Here is a 16,656-nt window from a genome sequence, read left to right as displayed (position 1 = left end):
AAACTTTAATGATTCTCAGCACTAGGCCATTTGACAAAAAGTTATCCTTTGTTCATTAAGCTTTCGTAAAACCTTAGCGTTCGCTGGGCATTAATAAAGTGAATCACTTAATTTCGGGATATACTTTTGATGCAAGTTCATGAAGAAAATCACTATTTACTGCGGTTCCCGAAAAGGAGGTAATTCGGTCTATGAAGCGAGTGCCAAAGCTCTGGCGCAAGAGATGATCAAGCGCGACCAGTCTCTGGTGTATGGTGCTGGGAGAGTAGGTTTGATGGGTGTGATCGCGGACGAGATGCTTGGCGCGGGCAAAGAAGTACTGGGGATCATCCCTCAGAAATTGGTGGATCGAGAAGTGGCTCACCGTGGCTGTACAGAACTGATCATAGTGGAGACCATGCGAGATCGAAAATGGCTTATGGCTGAACGTGGAGATGCATTTATCGCTATGCCTGGGGGAATCGGGACGCTGGAAGAACTTTTTGAGATTATGACCCTAAACCAGCTACATTATATCCAGAAGCCACTGGCACTTTACAATGTGAATGGCTATTACGACAAATTGATTGACTTTTTGAATCATGCGATGCAGGAAGGCTTTATGTATCCTGAGCAGGAGGAATTGCTGATTGTATCTGATGATCCTGTAGATCTGCTCGATCAAATTGAAAAGTATGAGGCAAGAAGGCCAGCTGATTGGTGAGAAAAAGATAAGGAAACTGTAGCTTGTCAGCTACTAACAGCTGATAATGAACCTTAGAATTTGCTAAATTGTCCAAAACCTAAAGATTTATGGAAATCGCTTCAAAAGTAATTATTGGGCTAATAGCCGCCCTTCATCTTTATTTTTTATACTTCGAAATGTTCGCTTGGGAGACGATTGGACGCAAAACTTTCAAACAAATTCCCCCTGAGGTGTTTCCAAAGACAAAATCAATGGCTGCCAATCAAGGGCTCTACAATGGTTTTTTGGTAGCAGGATTGATTTGGTCTATTCTGATAGAGGATCCTCAATGGTCAGCTTATGTAGCAATTTTCTTCCTGGGATGTGTGCTGGTGGCTGGACTTTACGCAGCAGCCACGGTAAGTAAAAAAATATTCTGGATTCAAGGATTACCAGCTCTAATTGCCTTGATATTGATTCATTTGAAGTAATGAATTTAGCAAATCTCTCAACTTTCATATAAATCAAACTATTTGGATTCCAACTTCTTTTACTTTGGTCACTAGAGGTGAATTATTTGAGTCTTCATACTCGCTTGTTCCAACCAAAAATGGTTCTATTCTAGAACTTACTTTAGAGGTGAGCCTCCAAATTTTACCTGCCAAAAGATCATTGTTCCCTTCAAACTCATCTGATACTAATAACACGTCTATGTCACTTTCAGAAATAGCCGTCCCCTCCGAATAGCTACCATACAAAAATGCCTTGCTAACTGAAATACCCTCAGCTTTCAATACTTCTACAAACTTTTTCAATAAATCTACAACTTCGCTTTCAGCCATAATAATACCTTTTGTGTTTCTTTCAGGTAACTTTTTACTAATTTCTTCTCAGGAATATACGGTTTATAATCTGGATACCTTCCTTCCAATTGATACTTCATAAGGATACCAAAAAAATTTAAATTTTCATCTTGTATTGATAGGCCAGATCTTTCAGAGAGATAAATTAAATTATGGGATTTTGGAGCAAGTTGTTTTGAAGTTTTCACTACATGAGTCTTTAAGATTTTTTCCATCACTAAATGACAAAAGAATAAACCATGTAAAAACCGACCTTTCTCAATCAATAGCTCGGCAACCTCAAAATCTTCGGTGGCCCCCTTTCTCCAGTAATCTATTTGGTTTTCAACATTCATTTTATCCAATTTACTATAAATCAAATAATCCAAAATCTTAACCAGAAACTATTACATTTCCTCTCTGATCTAATTAATAATTTCGCAGACATACGCCATTAGAAACATTCGGCGCATATCTGCGATTATTAACTGCTAGTATCTGTGGTTTTAAATCCTATAAATCGTCTTCCTCGAAATCATCAGGATCCCCTGGCCCCATATCAAACATGGAGCTGAACAAGTCTTTAAACTGTAAACCTGTGTCCAGCACTTTTTTGCTCAGTTGAGAGAATTCAGCTAACCCATGAAGTGCAAATTCCATAAAGAATTCCTTCTCTTTCTCTGGCATGTCCTTCACCAATTGCATCACTACTTCTTCCAAACCTGGAACTGAATGAAGTGCAGCTTTGTAGTCCTTATCTCCTTGAGAAGCTAGAATGTCCAGCTCATTTCCTTCTCCAAACCATGCCAGTGGCAACACGTAGGGATTGCCCTCTTTGGACTTTTTCTTCTGTTCAGGAGATGGGAAATAGTTTACAAACTGGGAGCGAATAGCTTTCCCTATCAAATTATAAGCAACCAAACCAGCTCCTTCTTGCTCGCCTTCATAGACTAGCTCTACTTTTCCAGTAATTGCTGGGATCACTCCGATCAGATCAGCAATCCGTATTATGGTATTACTTTCTCCATTCATGTACATTCTACGCTCCGCAGCAGAAATCAAATTTTCATAAGCTGAAATAGTCAATCGCGCAGAAACACCACTCTTCTCATCCACGAATTCAGAACCTCTCGCCTCGATAGCAATCTGCTCGATTAAGTCCTTCATCAATTCAGGCACATAGATATTATCCACAGGTTTGCCTTTAAGATTGGATTCCTGAGCAGTAATTCTTCTACCGATCTCAATGGATTTCGGATAATGTGTGATGATCTGACTTTCAATTCTGTCCTTCAGCGGCGTAACAATGCTTCCTCTGTTGGTGTAATCTTCTGGGTTTGCAGTGAATACAAACTGAATATCTAGCGGCAGTCTCAATTTGAAACCACGAATCTGGATATCACCTTCCTGAAGAATATTGAACAAGGCCACCTGAATTCTGGCCTGCAAATCCGGTAATTCATTAATTACGAAAATGGAACGATGCGATCTTGGCACCAAACCGTAGTGAATTACACGCTCGTCATTATAGCTCAATTTCATCGTGGCCGCCTTGATAGGGTCCACATCACCGATCAAATCGGCTACAGATACATCAGGTGTCGCTAATTTCTCTGTATAGCGATCATCTCGATGCCACCATGAAACCGGCGTATTATCACCCTTTTCATCGATTAATTCCTTCGCAAAAGTGGTCAAAGGCTCCAAAGGATCATCATTCAGCTCCGCACCAAAAACTACAGGAACATACTCATCCAATAGCTGTGTCATCATTCGGGCAATTCTAGTCTTTGCCTGACCGCGTAGTCCAAGCAAATTGATATTGTGTCGGGAAAGAATCGCACGCTCAATGTCCGGAATCACCGTGTCCTCAAAGCCCCAGATTCCTTCAAAGACATTCTCCTTCCTCTTAATCTTTAAGATCAAGTTGTCGCGAAGTTCCTCTTTGATGGTTTTGGATTGATAGCCAGCAGCTTTTAGTTGTCCAAGCGTTTTAATCTGTCTAAGTTCTTGTGGTGTCAGTTTTTGGTAGTCCATATTGCTTAAAAGCGTTTCGTTCTATTTCGTCTATAATCTTCAAAAATCAGGTCGCCGAGTCCTTTCAAACTGCTGTAATAGGCATTCCCGTTGTTGACTTTGGTGAATTCCTTCACAAACTCCTTCAGATAAGGATCCGAAGCAATCATAAAAGTAGTCACTGGTATTTTCAGTTTACGGCATTGAGCTGCAAGTTTCAGCGTCTCACTCAGAATCTTGCTGTCTATCCCAAAAGCATTTTTATAGTATTTGATTCCCACTTTCAGGCAGGTTGGCTTACCATCTGTGATCATGAAAATCTGCTTGTTTGGATTCTTTCTTCTGCGCAGTAAATCCATCGCCAATTCCAATCCAGCAACGGTATTTGTATGATAGGGCCCAACTTGCAAATAAGGTAAATCCTTGATTTCTATCTGCCAGGCATCATTTCCGAAGACTATGATATCTAGGGTATCTTTAGGATAGCGGGTTTTGATGAGCTCTGCCAAAGCCATGGCCACCTTTTTAGCAGGAGTGATTCTATCCTCACCATACAAAATCATGGAGTGCGAGATATCAATCATCAGGACTGTGGAAGTCTGAGATCTAAATTCAGTTTCTACGACTTCCAGATCATCTTCGGTCAACAGATAATCACCCGAAAACCCATGGTTTGCTTGGGCATTTCGGAGCGAATCAGTTAGCGCAATCTGGTCTAGATTATCCCCAAACTCATAGGCTCTACGATCTGTGCCACGTTCCGCACCTTGTCCAGAATGGGTGGTTTTATGCTGTCCTGATTTACCACGCTTGAGTTTGCCGAAAATCTCTTCCAAAGCTGATTTACGGATGGTTTGTTCGGCTTTTCCCGTGATCTTAAATTCCCCTTTTCTATTTTCCTCAGTAAGGTATCCTTTGGTTTTCAGATCCTCGATAAAATCACCAATTCCATAATTAGGGTAGGTCATGTTGTAACGATTGTCCAGATTGGTCAGCCAACTTAAAGCTTCCGCCACATCACCTCCAGTCATGGTGACGAGTTGCAAAAATATATTCAGCAGATTCTCAAACGTATTCTTCTCAGGATCTTGAGTTGGTACGAACTGAGTAAATCGAAATCCTTTCATTTATTAATAGTTAGATGCTAGAACTAAGATACAAGACTTTTATTTCGCTCATTTGAAATTAAAGCAGTCCGGAAAAAGACCCTGTACATACAACTAGAGCTCTTTTCATTCCAGCCATGCAGGTAACAAACAGAAGGGTATGGGAGTTTAATAAAAAGCGTAAAAACTCAAAATAAATAAAAACTAAAGTATTCCCATGGGGAGATGTGGGACTCCCGATCTTGATTTATACAAAGGCAAGAATTGGATCCGTATAATTTATAATTGCAATAGATAAAATTGTGTAAAATCTAATTATAAGTCTTTAATGGCTTTAAGGCCGTTCTTTTCTTAGTTACTAAGGAAATATAGACTAAGTCCGTCACAAAAATGAAAAGTCCGATGTAGAGAATTGGTTCGTGTACTCCGCCTGCAGTTTTTGACCCTATTATTCCAAACAAAATAGTGGTTGAAAAGGTACCGATACACTTTGGAATCGCGATCAGCAAAGATTGTCCTTTGAGATCAGGACGACGAAAGTACATTCGAACAAATAAGAAAGACATCAAAAAGTTAATCAGATAACCTACGTAAAGGGCCCCATTTACTATTCCTACTTGCTGGAAAGCTACATGCTGAATGATAAAACATGCAGCTACAAATAGGCCAGCCTGTAAGTAAAATGTCGATTTACTCGTTTTGACTTCTCTGTGGCCGTATTTGAAATACGTATATAAAATTCCTACATCGAGTAATATCCAAATGCAATTGACATAGGTAGAAACATGGGAGCCAAAAACCAGGTAGCCTTGATAGGTATAATATACTTCCCAAGAGAAATTTAGCGCCAGCGTCATAAAAGGAATTCCATAGGATTTATCTCTGAATCCTATTCTCAAGGCTTCTGTATATGCTATGATCCAGCCAATTCCACAGATGGTAATAAAAAGTGAACTAAGAGTCATACCAATTATTTTTTCTACAAGCTAAGCTACTAGTCGAGAAAGAAAGCTTACACATACTTAATCAAGCTTCATTTTCTACACAAAAGAGGTGATTTTATTTTCAAAAGTCTTAAAAAGATAAGGTAAAACACAAAAACAGATGATGGAATTTCCGATAAAGTGATTTTCATCAAAAATTGCACTTTTTATAGCCGTTTAGCATTCTCTAGCTGGATATTCTGACAGATTTCCACGTATTTTAAAGATTCATACCAAAGTTGGCGCCATACACAAACGGCAACTCATATCATGCAAAACCAAATAACCGGCTTTCTCTCCCTACTACTAGAAAGCACAGATAATCAAAAAGGACTAGACTGGCTAAAAGTTAAGAGCCAAAAGATCAGCTCCGAAGGCACTCCTTCCCAGTTCTTTTTGGCTTTCAGCCAAGCCTCAAGGTATTTCAAAAAGGAAAAACTCTCGCTTTCTGATCAAGAAATAAAAAAGGCAAATGAGCTGTCCACAGGATTTCAACCAGAATTTTGGGATCAATTGCAGAGTGCACGCACTGTATTAATGCTGAGTTATCCACAGGAAAAAGAGACTTGGTTTACTGCGATGAACCAGCTTTTTGAAACTGCAGACATGAACGAGCATCAAGCGCTATTCGCAGCTTTACCATTGATGCCATTTCAGGAGGATTTAATCCCTAGAGCGATTGATGGCCTACGAACGAATATTTCTCTGGTCTTCGATGCCATTGCTCTAAGCAATCCTTTTCCAGCCAAGTATTTCCCTGAGGCCAACTGGAACCAGATGGTACTGAAAGCCATCTTTATGCAGCGACCACTGTATAGAATTCAAGGTTTGGAAGAAAGAAGAAACCCAGCTTTAGCAGCGATAGCACGTGATTTTGCACATGAGCGTTGGGCTGCCGGAAGAGAAGTAATGCCAGAAATTTGGCGATTGGTTTCTCCTTTTGTCGATGAAATGTACTTGGAAGATCTGAAAAAAACTTTATCAACCAAGGACGAACTTCAGGTCAAATCAGCATTGCTGGCTTTGAGAGAATCTGCCTATTTGCCAGCAAAAGAGCTTTTGGAAGCTTATCCTGAACAGGTAGCCTCTCTTGATATGGATGCCATTGCCTGGGAAAGCATTGGCTCGGAATTCCAGCGAACTCGGGTTTAATCCCTAATTTTACATTCCCTCATTTTAAATTCACACACCATGTATATAGATCCACATATCCACGTCGTATCCAGAACTACTGATGACTACGAAGCCATGCAAAAAGCTGGTATAGTAGCAGTGATTGAACCTGCATTTTGGTTAGGTCAGCCACGTACAGAAGTTGGGAGTTTCAAAGATTACTTCAGCACCCTGGTAGGTTGGGAGCGTTTTCGCGCCAGCCAGTTTGGTATCGTGCATTATTGTACGATGGGGTTGAATTCTAAGGAAGCAAACAACGAAGCTTTGGCCGAGCAAGTGATGGAATTGTTGCCGCTTTATGTGGGCAAAGAAGGCGTGGTTGCTATAGGAGAAATCGGCTACGATGATCAAACAGAAGCAGAGGACAAGTTTTATAGACTGCAGCTAGAGTTGGCAAAGGAGGTGGATCTTCCAGTACTTATCCACACTCCGCATAGAGATAAAAGAAAGGGTACTATCCGAAGCATGGATGTATCTGAGGAACATAAATTGGATCCAAAAATGGTGATCGTAGATCATAACAATGAAGAAACTGTGAAGGAAGTTTTGGATCGAGGATATTATGCTGGATTTACGATTTATCCACATACCAAGATGGGCTCTGAGCGCATGGTAGAAATTGTGAGGCAATATGGCCCAGAACGAATAATCGTCAATTCCGCAGCGGATTGGGGTATTTCTGATCCTTTGGCTGTGCCAAAAACTGCTGATTTGATGCGCAAATCAGGAATTCCTGAGGAGCATATCAAATTGGTTACTTATCAAAATGCTTTGACTGCCTTTGGACAAAGTGGTCAAATGGATGAGCAGGATTGGTTAAACGCAGCACCTTTGGATCAAACCAAAAAAATGGGTGGTAACTCAGTACTTCGCGGTGGCCAAACACCAAGAGTGGAAGGTTCATCTGATATTGTAGAGAATTAATTATGGGTTCATCCCGCATTTTTCCTTACCTCCAACTCACACGTCCAGCGAACGTGGTTACTGCCATTGCTGATATCTGGTCTGGCTTTGCTATCGCTGGAGCCTGGGCAATTATTATATCTGATTGGGGCTCTGGAGCAAATGAATTTCTGATAAAATTAACATGGCTTTCATTGAGCACAATTGGATTGTATGCTGGAGGTGTAGCATTCAATGATGTCTTTGACGCTGAACTAGACGCAGTAGAAAGGCCAGAGCGTCCCATTCCTAGTGGAAGAGTGAGCAAAAGTTCCGCAGCTTGGATGTCCTTTTTGCTATTAGTAGTAGGTGTAGCCGCAGCAGCTCAGGTGAATTTGATTTCAGCAGTAATCGCTTTAGCAGTGGCTGTTTTGGCTGTTTTGTATGACTATTGGGGAAAACACCAGAATATCCTAGGACCCATTAATATGGGACTATGCCGAACTGGCAATTTATTACTTGGTGTATCAGTTATTCCTGAAATGTTATCCACATTTTGGCCATTAGGCTTAATTCCTTTAGTCTTTGTCGCGGCGATTACCATGATCAGCCGTGGAGAGGTTCATGGAAAAAATAGAAATGCACTCTACGGCGGATTATCCATGTATGTGATTGTGATTTTTGTTATTGTTGCGATGCCCATCGTACATGGTACAGAGATCTGGGAAGTACTTCCTTTCTTAGCCTTACTCTGCTACATGATTTTCCCGCCTTTGATCAAAGCTATTCGTAGCCAAGACCCAAAACTCATAGGAAAATCTGTCAAAGCTGCCGTAATTTCCTTAATTATTGTCAATGCTTCCATTGCTGCAGCTTTCGCAGGATGGATGATTGGATTAATTGTGCTATTGTTGCTACCAATTTCCCTTTGGTTAGCCAAGAAATTCGCTGTTACCTGAAACAAAGAACTAAAAGAACCCCGGAATTGTATTTATTCCAGCAAACAGCATAGTCCCATACCTTATAGATCATGAATACGATTATTGAGCAATCATTCTCAGTGCCTTTCAAATATCCAGTCTGTTTTTCAGAGGATATTTTCTCTATTGAAAACAAACTATTTGTAGATCTACTGGCTAAAGACCGACATGCCAAGGTTCTTTTTGTGGTGGACAAGGGAGTAAATGAGGCTCATCCGCATTTAATAGCACAATTGAATGCTTATGCTGAAGCCCATTCTGATTCCTTCTCTATCCCTTGTGATCCTATCGTTGTAGTAGGTGGCGAAGCTTCCAAAAATGATGAATCCATTTACAAAAAGGTTGTCGAGGCGACACATTTGTATGGAATCGATAGACATTCATATATCGCGGTGATTGGTGGTGGAGCGGTGATCGATATGGTTGGATTTGCCGCTGCGATTTCTCACAGAGGCATTCGCTTAATTCGCATTCCTACAACTGTTCTTTCTCAAAACGACTCGGCAGTCGGGGTAAAAAACTCGGTCAATCTTTTTGGCAAAAAGAACTACCTAGGGACTTTCACTCCGCCCTATGCTGTTTTGAATGATTTTAACTTCCTCAAAACCCTTGACGACAGAGATTGGAGATCAGGAATTTCTGAAGCTATCAAAGTGGCTTTGATCAAAGATTTAAGCTTTTTCACTTGGATTGAAGCTCATTCTGCTGCACTTGCTAAGCGAGAAATGAAACCTATGCAAGAATTGATCATTCGTTGCGCACAGATGCATTTGGATCATATTTCTGGGAAGGATCCATTTGAATTCGGTTCCTCTAGACCACTTGATTTTGGACACTGGGCAGCTCACAAGCTGGAGCATTTGACTGACTTTAGAGTTCGTCATGGAGAGGCTGTGGCAATTGGAATTGCATTGGATTCTACTTATTCACACTTGAAGGGATGGATTTCAGAGGCCGACCTTTTGAGAATTATTGCCGTTTTCAAAACGCTAGGGTTTCAGGTCTTTGCTCCAGAATTAGGAGGGGAGAGTCTTATCAAAGGTTTGCAGGAATTCCAAGAGCACTTAGGTGGTCAACTCACTATTATGCTTTTGAAAGCTTTAGGAAAAGGAGAAGAAGTCCATGAAATGGATCATGAGCTAATTTATCAGTCCGTAGAAATGCTTAAAAGTTTTAACCAAACCGAAAATTTGGTTACTAATTAATATGTATATCCGCTTTTCTATCAATTAAGAGGGAAAAGCAATCTAGGATACGTTAATATTTATAATTGAGGCCACTTCGGTCTTCGGTCTTCGGTCTTCCAACCAGATGAGCAAAGAATCTAAGGTGACTGGCATCATGGAGGTAACCACACTAATTAATTCATTAAAAAATCAGTCATATTCATGGAAGTCAACGATTTTCACCTCAGTTACTGCAGCAATATTCACCCAGGAGAAAGTTGGGAGGCGACTTTCGAAAATCTAAAGAAATACATTCCTGAAGTAAAAGAGCGATTGGATGTGGATAAGTCCTTTGGTATTGGTCTGCGCCTTTCTCATGAAGCAAGTCTTATTCTTGCAAAACCTAAACAACTCGCTCAATTCAAGGATTGGTTGGATTCTGAAAATGCATATGTGTTTACATTGAACGGATTTCCCTACGGAGATTTCCATCGCACTACAGTAAAAGACCAAGTTCACTTTCCAGACTGGACCACCAAAGATCGACGGGATTATACAATCAGATCGTTTCGAATTTTATCCCAGCTTTTACCTGAAGGACTAGATGGTGGCATTTCCACTTCCCCTATTTCTTATAGACATTGGTTCAAATCTGAATCAGCTCTGAACGCTGGAATGGAAACTGCCACGCAGCATTTGTTAGAAGTGGTTGCAGAATTGGCGGAGATTAAAAAACAAACAGGAAAATCGTTGCATTTGGATATAGAGCCAGAACCGGATGGGATTCTTGAAAATTCAGATGAGATGATCTGGCTATTTTCAGATTGGCTGCTACCGATCGGAAAACCTTGGCTTGCTAAGAAACTAGATATATCTGAAGATCAGGCTGAGGAGGTTTTGAAGGAGCACATCCAAGTTTGCTATGATGTCTGTCACTTCGCGATAGTCTATGAAAAGCCAGCGGATACCTTTGCCAAATTTGATAAAGCAGGCATCAAGATTGGCAAGATTCAAATTTCGGCAGCCTTGAAAGTTCTGATCCCAGCAGAACCTGAAGCTAGGGATTTAGTGAAGCTTAAATTGCTGCCATTTGAAGAATCTACTTATCTACATCAAGTAGTCGCGAGGAAAAAGGACGGCACTTTGCAGTCCTATTCAGACCTGCCAGAAGCACTCAAGGTATTGGAAACAACGGATGAAGAAGAGTGGAGAATCCATTTTCACGTTCCAGTCTTCTTGGATAATTACGGAGCTCTAGCTTCCACTCAAGATCAAATTTCAATTGTTCTCAATGAAATTTTAAAAAATACTTCTTTGACAAATCATCTGGAAATTGAGACTTATACTTGGGAAGTTTTGCCAGAAGACACACGCTTAAGTTTGGGTGAATCCATATCCAGGGAACTGGCATGGGTAATCGAAAAAATGAATTAACATGAAGAAGACTGTTGTCTTAGATATAGTTGCGCTTTCTCCAAGAGTGATTGGTGAGCATACTCCTTTCTTGAAAAAGTGGATTGAAAAAGGGAAGCGAGCAGTGGTAGAACCAGTTTTACCAGCAGTAACATGCTCAGCTCAATCTGTTTATTTGACGGGAAAGATGCCTAACGAAAACGGGATCGTCGGAAACGGGTGGTACTTTCAGGATGAGTGTGAAATCAAGTTTTGGAGGCAATCCAATAAGTTGGTGCAGTCGCCGAAAGTCTGGGAAACGCTAAAGAAAGAGAATCCTGACTTCACCATTGCAAACATGTTTTGGTGGTATAATATGTACTCCAGCGCAGATTATGCCGTGACGCCCAGACCACTTTATCTCGCGGATGGCCGAAAAGAACCGGATTGCCATAGTCAGCCAATGGAATTGCGCGATAGACTTCAGAAAGAACTGGGGCAATTTCCACTGTTTTCCTTCTGGGGACCTAATGCAAATATTGCATCAAGCAAGTGGATCGCTGAAGCTTCGAAAAAAGTCGATGAGTGGTACAATCCTACGCTTAATCTAATCTACATTCCGCATTTGGATTACTCTCTTCAAAAGTATGGCATCGATTTCGACAAAATTGGCAAGCATCTCAAAGAGGTTGATGAGCTATGTGAGGACCTGATTACGTATTTCGAAAAACAAGGCACACAAGTAATTTTGCTATCAGAATATGCGATCACGACAGTCAGCAAGCCTATCCATTTGAATAGAATTTTTAGGAAACAAGGCTGGATTCAGGTAAAAGACGAGCAGGGATTGGAGACTATGGATGCTGGAGCTTCCAAAGCTTTTGCGGTATCAGATCATCAAGTTGCCCATGTGCATGTGAACGATCCCGCTATTTTACCGCAGGTGAAGAAGATTCTGGAAGATACTCCCGGTGTGGAATTGGTACTGGATGAAGAGGGTAAAAAGAAGCATCACTTAGACCATGCGCGCTCTGGCGATTTGGTGGTGATGGCTGACAAAGATTCATGGTTTACCTATTATTTCTGGCTAGATGATGCGAAAGCGCCAGATTACGCCCGCTGTGTGGATATCCACAAAAAGCCAGGTTACGATCCAGTTGAGTTAGTTTTGAATCCAGACATTAAAATTCCAATGCTTACCGTCGGATCAAAAGTCTTGAAGAAAAAACTAGGTTTCAGATACTTGATGGATGTAATTCCCCTGGACGCAACTTTAGTAAAAGGCGCTCATGGCAGGTTAAGTGAGGACGATCTGGACAAACCGCTCTTGGTTTCTCAAGATAAAGGCTTGGTGAATTCAGACACTGTTCAACCTACGGATGTGTATGATTTGATATTAAAGGCTGTCAGAGGGTAATAGCTTTAAAATACGTTCGTTGAGTCTCTTACCATTCCAATCCCTATTTTTGAAAAAAATTCATTCATGCGTCTCACCAGCACTCGACCAATATTCTTTTCTCTTATACTGATTCTAGCTTTCGCCTGCGACAAAAAGGAAGAAGGCTGTGAACTGTCTACCGAAATCCTAGATCAAGACCTGACTGTCAACATCACTCGATTGGAGAAGGATTTTTTCACTGCTCAATCAACAGAGGAATTCAAGTTTCTCTTCGAGGAGCACCCAGAATTCACAAAGGAATATCTGCAGATGGATCTTTACCCTAATTCAGATAGTCTAGCTTCCGAGTTGCTGGCAATTCATCAGGATTCTTCGATGAAAGTGCTTTACGATTCTGTGGAAGTGGCTTTTAGTGATTTCTCGGATGTGGAAAAAGATCTTGAAAATGCCTTCAAAGCCATCAAATACTATTTCCCGCAATTTCAGATGCCGAAAGTTTACACTTTTACCTCTGGATTTAATTCTGATTTGATCGTTACAGATGATTTGATCGTCATTGGCTTGGACTACTTCTTGCCTCCAACACATACTTTCCAGCCAGAACTGCCACGCTACATGGCTGAACGTTATGATCGCCCCTATATCGTACCGATGATCGTGATGGCAATTTCCGCCAGATTTAATGAAACCAATCCACAAGACAACACCTTACTTGCCGAGATGATCTATTATGGCAAAACTTATCATTTCACCAAAGCCATTTTGCCCTGCACCTCCGACCAATACATCATTGGATATACTCCTGAGGCCATTTCTGAGAGTTTTGATAATGAAGAATTGATATGGTCTCACTTTGTGGAAAATGAATTACTCTACGAGACCAATCCTTTTGAAATCAGAAAATACATAGGAGAAGCACCCTTCACAGATGCTATCAGCACGAAGGCTCCTGGACGATTGGGACGCTGGCTGGGATGGAACATCGTGGATGACTACCAGGTCAATCAAGATGTTCCGCTAGATGTGCTTATGGCAGAACCTGATGCTGAGAAGATTTTTAGGCAGTCAGGATATAGACCTCGCCCTGCGAATTAGGAGGATTTTTACTTGGTTCAATTACCTGATTGAGGCGCGAAATAGCATGCTCCTTACTGAAATGCTGCTCAGCAAACTTTCTTGAATTCTCTCCCATTTTCGCAAGCTCTGCAGGATTTTGTTCTAGCTTTTCAAGCTTCGCAAAAGCATTTTCAATTTTTGAAGGAAGGCAGGAAATCCCTAGTTGATGAGCTTTCATCAAGTCAAAAACCCAGCCTTTATGATTGACCAAAATGGCTTTTCCAGCAGCCAGAGCATCAAAAAACTTATTCGGACTATTGGTTTTCAATACAGGTAAGTGCGCAAAAGAAATCCATGCAAAATCAGCCAAACTCAATACCTCATTGACTTTCTCCTTGGATCCAAATGGAATGAAATACACATTTGAAAGTAATTTTTCATCAGCTATTGTTTTTAATTGAGCCTTAGAACTCCCCTTTCCCAAAATCAGAAACTGCCAATTTTTGCCTCTTTCTTTAGCCATTTCGGCAAGATTCAGAAGTTCTTCCACAGCATTTACCTGTCCCAAAGCTCCTGTGTAGGCGATTGTCAAAGCTTTATTAAGACTGTATTTCTGGAGTAATTTTTCGCTCTTCTCCATGGGATAAAACCTATCCAGATCTGAGAAGTTTGGGATCAGATGAACTTGCTGGTTGGGAGAGACTTTCCGTAAGTGATCAGCAATACCTGGGGAAAGGGCTACCAAAGTCAACGCTTGCTGATAGATCTTCTTCTCCAAGGAAATCAAAATGCGTTTTAACGCGGGATTTCTGATCGCCCCAACTTCTATAGGTGCCTGCGGCCAGAGATCACGAACTTCAAAAATGTAGGGAATTGCCAAGCTTTTTTTCGCCCAAAGCCCAAGTAAACCTGTCGTAAGCGGAGTAGAAGTGACGTAAAGTAAATCAGGTCTTGAAAGCTTCTTGATTAGTTTTTTGGCTTTTCGAACATAACTCAGAAAGGACAAAACACGCTTGAAAAACCCAAAATTCTGATCATAAGCAACTGGTAAATAATGAACCTTAATCTCATCTATCCATTGCTGATCATAGCCATTTTGGGCTCCCCCCGTAATCATTTCTACGGAATGCCCAGCCTCCACCAATCCTTTAGCCAAGTGGTAAGAGCGTACAGCCCCACCTTCAGAGGGAGTTTTGAAATACTGATGGATGTAGATTATCCTCATAGCTTGTGCAATTTCACCCATTCTGCCAGAAGAAACAGATTGTAAAGTGTCAAAAAATGATGTTTCACGCCAAGTTCTGGTTTAGCGGCGAGAGCTCTCATTTTTACAGGGAAATGCTCGCCATGCGTTTTTTCGAATGCTTTGATAGCACTAAATACACATTTAGCAAATTCTCCATTCTCAGCAAACCATTCTTGCAATGGTAATCCAAAGCCCATTTTCTTACGCTCAGAGATCCATGATAGGTCAAGTTCTCTCAAACTTTGCTTAATCCAAGGCTTGCCCTTTAGCAATTCCTCGTCTTTTACAATTCTCCATAAGTCCAACATTGACGCATCCAAATACGGGGACCTGCCTTCTATACTATGCGCCATCAAGGCATTGTCTTGGATTTTCAATACATCCTGCACGAGATAAACCTGCCTATCAAAATCCAGCATCTGCCTGTATTCAGGAAAATTTCTATTGAAAATCCTGTCGTAGTCCTCAGTCAAATCATCCGGAAAATTATCCAATCCTGAGAAATTGAGAAAGGTCTTACGCGGGTCTGAATCTATCGCAGAAATGAATTTCTGATAGCTCCTTCCTAGTGGCAACTTCCCCAAAATACCCTGAAATCTCAGCAGCAAATCTTTTCGTTTTTGGTAAACATCAAAAGCCTTATGTCGCTGATATCCTCCCCAAAGCTCATCTGCACCAGCTCCAGAAATCAGTACCTTCACAGACTTTTTAGCCTCCTTTCCTATCATCCAATTTAGAAATCCAGCGGAATCTCCCACAGGTTGATCCAGGCTTTTTAGATAATCATCCCAGTTTTCCCAAAAGGTCTTTTGAGTTACTTCGATCAACTGATGATTAGACGGAAATTGTTTCACGAAACGACTAGCAGAGTCTCCATCGGCATATTTCTTTCTATACTTTGCCTCAACTTGAATCGTAAAAGATGGCAATGGCGTTCCCGTTTCCTGATACCAAAGTGCATATAAAAGCGAGCTGTCCGCTCCCCCACTTAGCTGAATACCTAACGGGACATCCGCGTGAAACTGATTCAAAACTGCATCAGTAAGCGTCTCTTTGAAGGTGTCAAATGAGGGTTCTAGAACATTCTTGGATTCGCTGTGAATATGAGCCCAGTGAAATGCTGTATGACTTAACATTTTACTGTAACGTTCAGGCTTCCATTCATGAATGCCTTTATAAAAAGTATTTCCCAAAAGCGGCGCGCGCAGATAGAAATAGGGCTCCAACTGTCTTGTATCCAATGCTGAATTCTTTAGACTTTGAATGCTATTACATTCTGAAGAAACGATTAATGTGTCAGGATTTTGAGCATAATAGAGCGGCTTTTCTCCATTTTTATCCCGAGCTACTAGCACCGATTTTTCACTTAAATCCACAAAAATCAAGGCAAACATCCCGCTCAATTTACTTAAGCCTTTTTCGCCAAAAACTCGCAGCACATGCAATACAACTTCCGTATCTGACTGCGTAATAAAAGTAATCCCCATGTGGATCAGGAGATTGCGAATTTCTTGATAATTGTAAAGTTCGCCTTTCCAAATCAACAGCGAACTTCCATCTGGAGACCAAAAAGGCTGATCTGCTTCAGAACCTGTATGAATGATTTTCAGACGATTTACACCGATCCAAAGTCCCGGCCAAGGACTGAAACTCCCCTCCTGATCTGGGCCGCGATGCCGACTTTGCTGAAGCATACTATCAATTGCTTCCTCATTCGCTCCCTTACCCCAAATCAGATGAATACCGCACAT

At 41.1% G+C, this 16,656-nt stretch carries 16 protein-coding genes; 9 read left to right on the top strand and 7 right to left on the bottom strand.

Annotated elements, in window-relative coordinates; translation table 11 throughout:
- Window positions 1–139: 139 nt before the first annotated feature.
- Both LV85_RS01660 and LV85_RS01655 read left to right on the top strand, forming a co-directional pair.
- On the top strand, window positions 140–703 hold the full coding sequence (locus LV85_RS01660; protein ID WP_111316430.1) for an LOG family protein: 564 nt from the start codon (window positions 140–142) through the stop codon (window positions 701–703).
- Between the two features lie 89 nt (window positions 704–792).
- Entirely contained in the window at window positions 793–1,155 is a 363-nt protein-coding gene (locus LV85_RS01655) for a DUF1304 domain-containing protein (protein ID WP_111316429.1), read from the top strand.
- Window positions 1,156–1,188: 33 nt separating this feature from the next.
- On the opposite strand, the gene LV85_RS01650 is transcribed toward LV85_RS01655, so the two are convergent.
- The 5 genes from LV85_RS01650 to LV85_RS01630 form a co-directional block, all read right to left on the bottom strand.
- Window positions 1,189–1,506 carry a nucleotidyltransferase domain-containing protein gene (locus tag LV85_RS01650; RefSeq protein WP_111316428.1) on the bottom strand — a complete coding sequence of 106 codons (318 nt, stop codon included), beginning with the start codon at window positions 1,504–1,506 and terminating at the stop codon, window positions 1,189–1,191.
- Window positions 1,485–1,862: a HEPN domain-containing protein gene (locus LV85_RS01645; protein ID WP_111316427.1), complete on the bottom strand. Its 378-nt coding sequence runs from the start codon at window positions 1,860–1,862 to the stop codon at window positions 1,485–1,487. Before LV85_RS01645 ends, LV85_RS01650 begins: the two co-directional genes overlap by 22 nt.
- A 157-nt stretch (window positions 1,863–2,019) precedes the next feature.
- Window positions 2,020–3,543 (bottom strand): P-loop NTPase family protein, encoded by a 1,524-nt coding sequence (locus LV85_RS01640; protein WP_111316426.1) that lies wholly within the window; start codon window positions 3,541–3,543, stop codon window positions 2,020–2,022.
- Window positions 3,544–3,548: 5 nt separating this feature from the next.
- The gene (locus LV85_RS01635; protein ID WP_111316425.1) at window positions 3,549–4,649 is read right to left on the bottom strand and encodes a vWA domain-containing protein; all 1,101 of its coding nucleotides are present in this window, start codon (window positions 4,647–4,649) and stop codon (window positions 3,549–3,551) included.
- Window positions 4,650–4,939: 290 nt separating this feature from the next.
- Complete coding sequence (locus LV85_RS01630) at window positions 4,940–5,593, bottom strand: transmembrane-type terpene cyclase (RefSeq protein ID WP_111316424.1); 654 nt, start codon at window positions 5,591–5,593, stop codon at window positions 4,940–4,942.
- Window positions 5,594–5,881: 288 nt separating this feature from the next.
- On the opposite strand from LV85_RS01630, the gene LV85_RS01625 reads away from it, so the two are divergent.
- The 7 genes from LV85_RS01625 to gldB all read left to right on the top strand — a co-directional run bounded on the left by LV85_RS01625 (window position 5,882) and on the right by gldB (window position 13,698).
- Complete coding sequence (locus LV85_RS01625) at window positions 5,882–6,763, top strand: EboA domain-containing protein (protein ID WP_111316423.1); 882 nt, start codon at window positions 5,882–5,884, stop codon at window positions 6,761–6,763.
- A gap of 39 nt (window positions 6,764–6,802) precedes the next feature.
- A complete protein-coding gene (locus LV85_RS01620; RefSeq protein ID WP_111316422.1) occupies window positions 6,803–7,708 on the top strand; it encodes a TatD family hydrolase in 906 nt (301 codons plus the stop codon).
- A 2-nt stretch (window positions 7,709–7,710) separates the two neighbouring features.
- A complete protein-coding gene (eboC, locus tag LV85_RS01615) occupies window positions 7,711–8,625 on the top strand; it encodes a UbiA-like protein EboC (protein ID WP_111316421.1) in 915 nt (304 codons plus the stop codon).
- A 71-nt stretch (window positions 8,626–8,696) separates the two neighbouring features.
- Entirely contained in the window at window positions 8,697–9,851 is a 1,155-nt protein-coding gene (locus LV85_RS01610) for a 3-dehydroquinate synthase (protein ID WP_211318359.1), read from the top strand.
- A gap of 183 nt (window positions 9,852–10,034) precedes the next feature.
- Entirely contained in the window at window positions 10,035–11,246 is a 1,212-nt protein-coding gene (gene eboE, locus LV85_RS01605; RefSeq protein ID WP_111316419.1) for a metabolite traffic protein EboE, read from the top strand.
- Between the two features lies 1 nt (window position 11,247).
- Window positions 11,248–12,621 carry an alkaline phosphatase family protein gene (locus tag LV85_RS01600; protein WP_111316418.1) on the top strand — a complete coding sequence of 458 codons (1,374 nt, stop codon included), beginning with the start codon at window positions 11,248–11,250 and terminating at the stop codon, window positions 12,619–12,621.
- A gap of 66 nt (window positions 12,622–12,687) precedes the next feature.
- Window positions 12,688–13,698: a gliding motility lipoprotein GldB gene (gldB, locus tag LV85_RS01595; protein ID WP_111316417.1), complete on the top strand. Its 1,011-nt coding sequence runs from the start codon at window positions 12,688–12,690 to the stop codon at window positions 13,696–13,698.
- Here the strand turns inward: gldB and LV85_RS01590 are convergent.
- Entirely contained in the window at window positions 13,661–14,884 is a 1,224-nt protein-coding gene (locus tag LV85_RS01590; protein ID WP_111316520.1) for a glycosyltransferase family 4 protein, read from the bottom strand. The two genes, gldB and LV85_RS01590, sit on opposite strands and share 38 nt — an antisense overlap.
- On the bottom strand, window positions 14,881–16,656 hold the full coding sequence (gene asnB, locus LV85_RS01585; RefSeq protein WP_111316416.1) for an asparagine synthase (glutamine-hydrolyzing): 1,776 nt from the start codon (window positions 16,654–16,656) through the stop codon (window positions 14,881–14,883). Before asnB ends, LV85_RS01590 begins: the two co-directional genes overlap by 4 nt.

Source organism: Algoriphagus chordae (assembly GCF_003254055.1).
In the GTDB taxonomy this organism is placed as follows: Bacteria; Bacteroidota; Bacteroidia; order Cytophagales; family Cyclobacteriaceae; genus Algoriphagus; species Algoriphagus chordae.
Note: the sequence above shows the minus strand (reverse complement) of the source record. Positions and strands in the feature narration are given on the sequence as shown.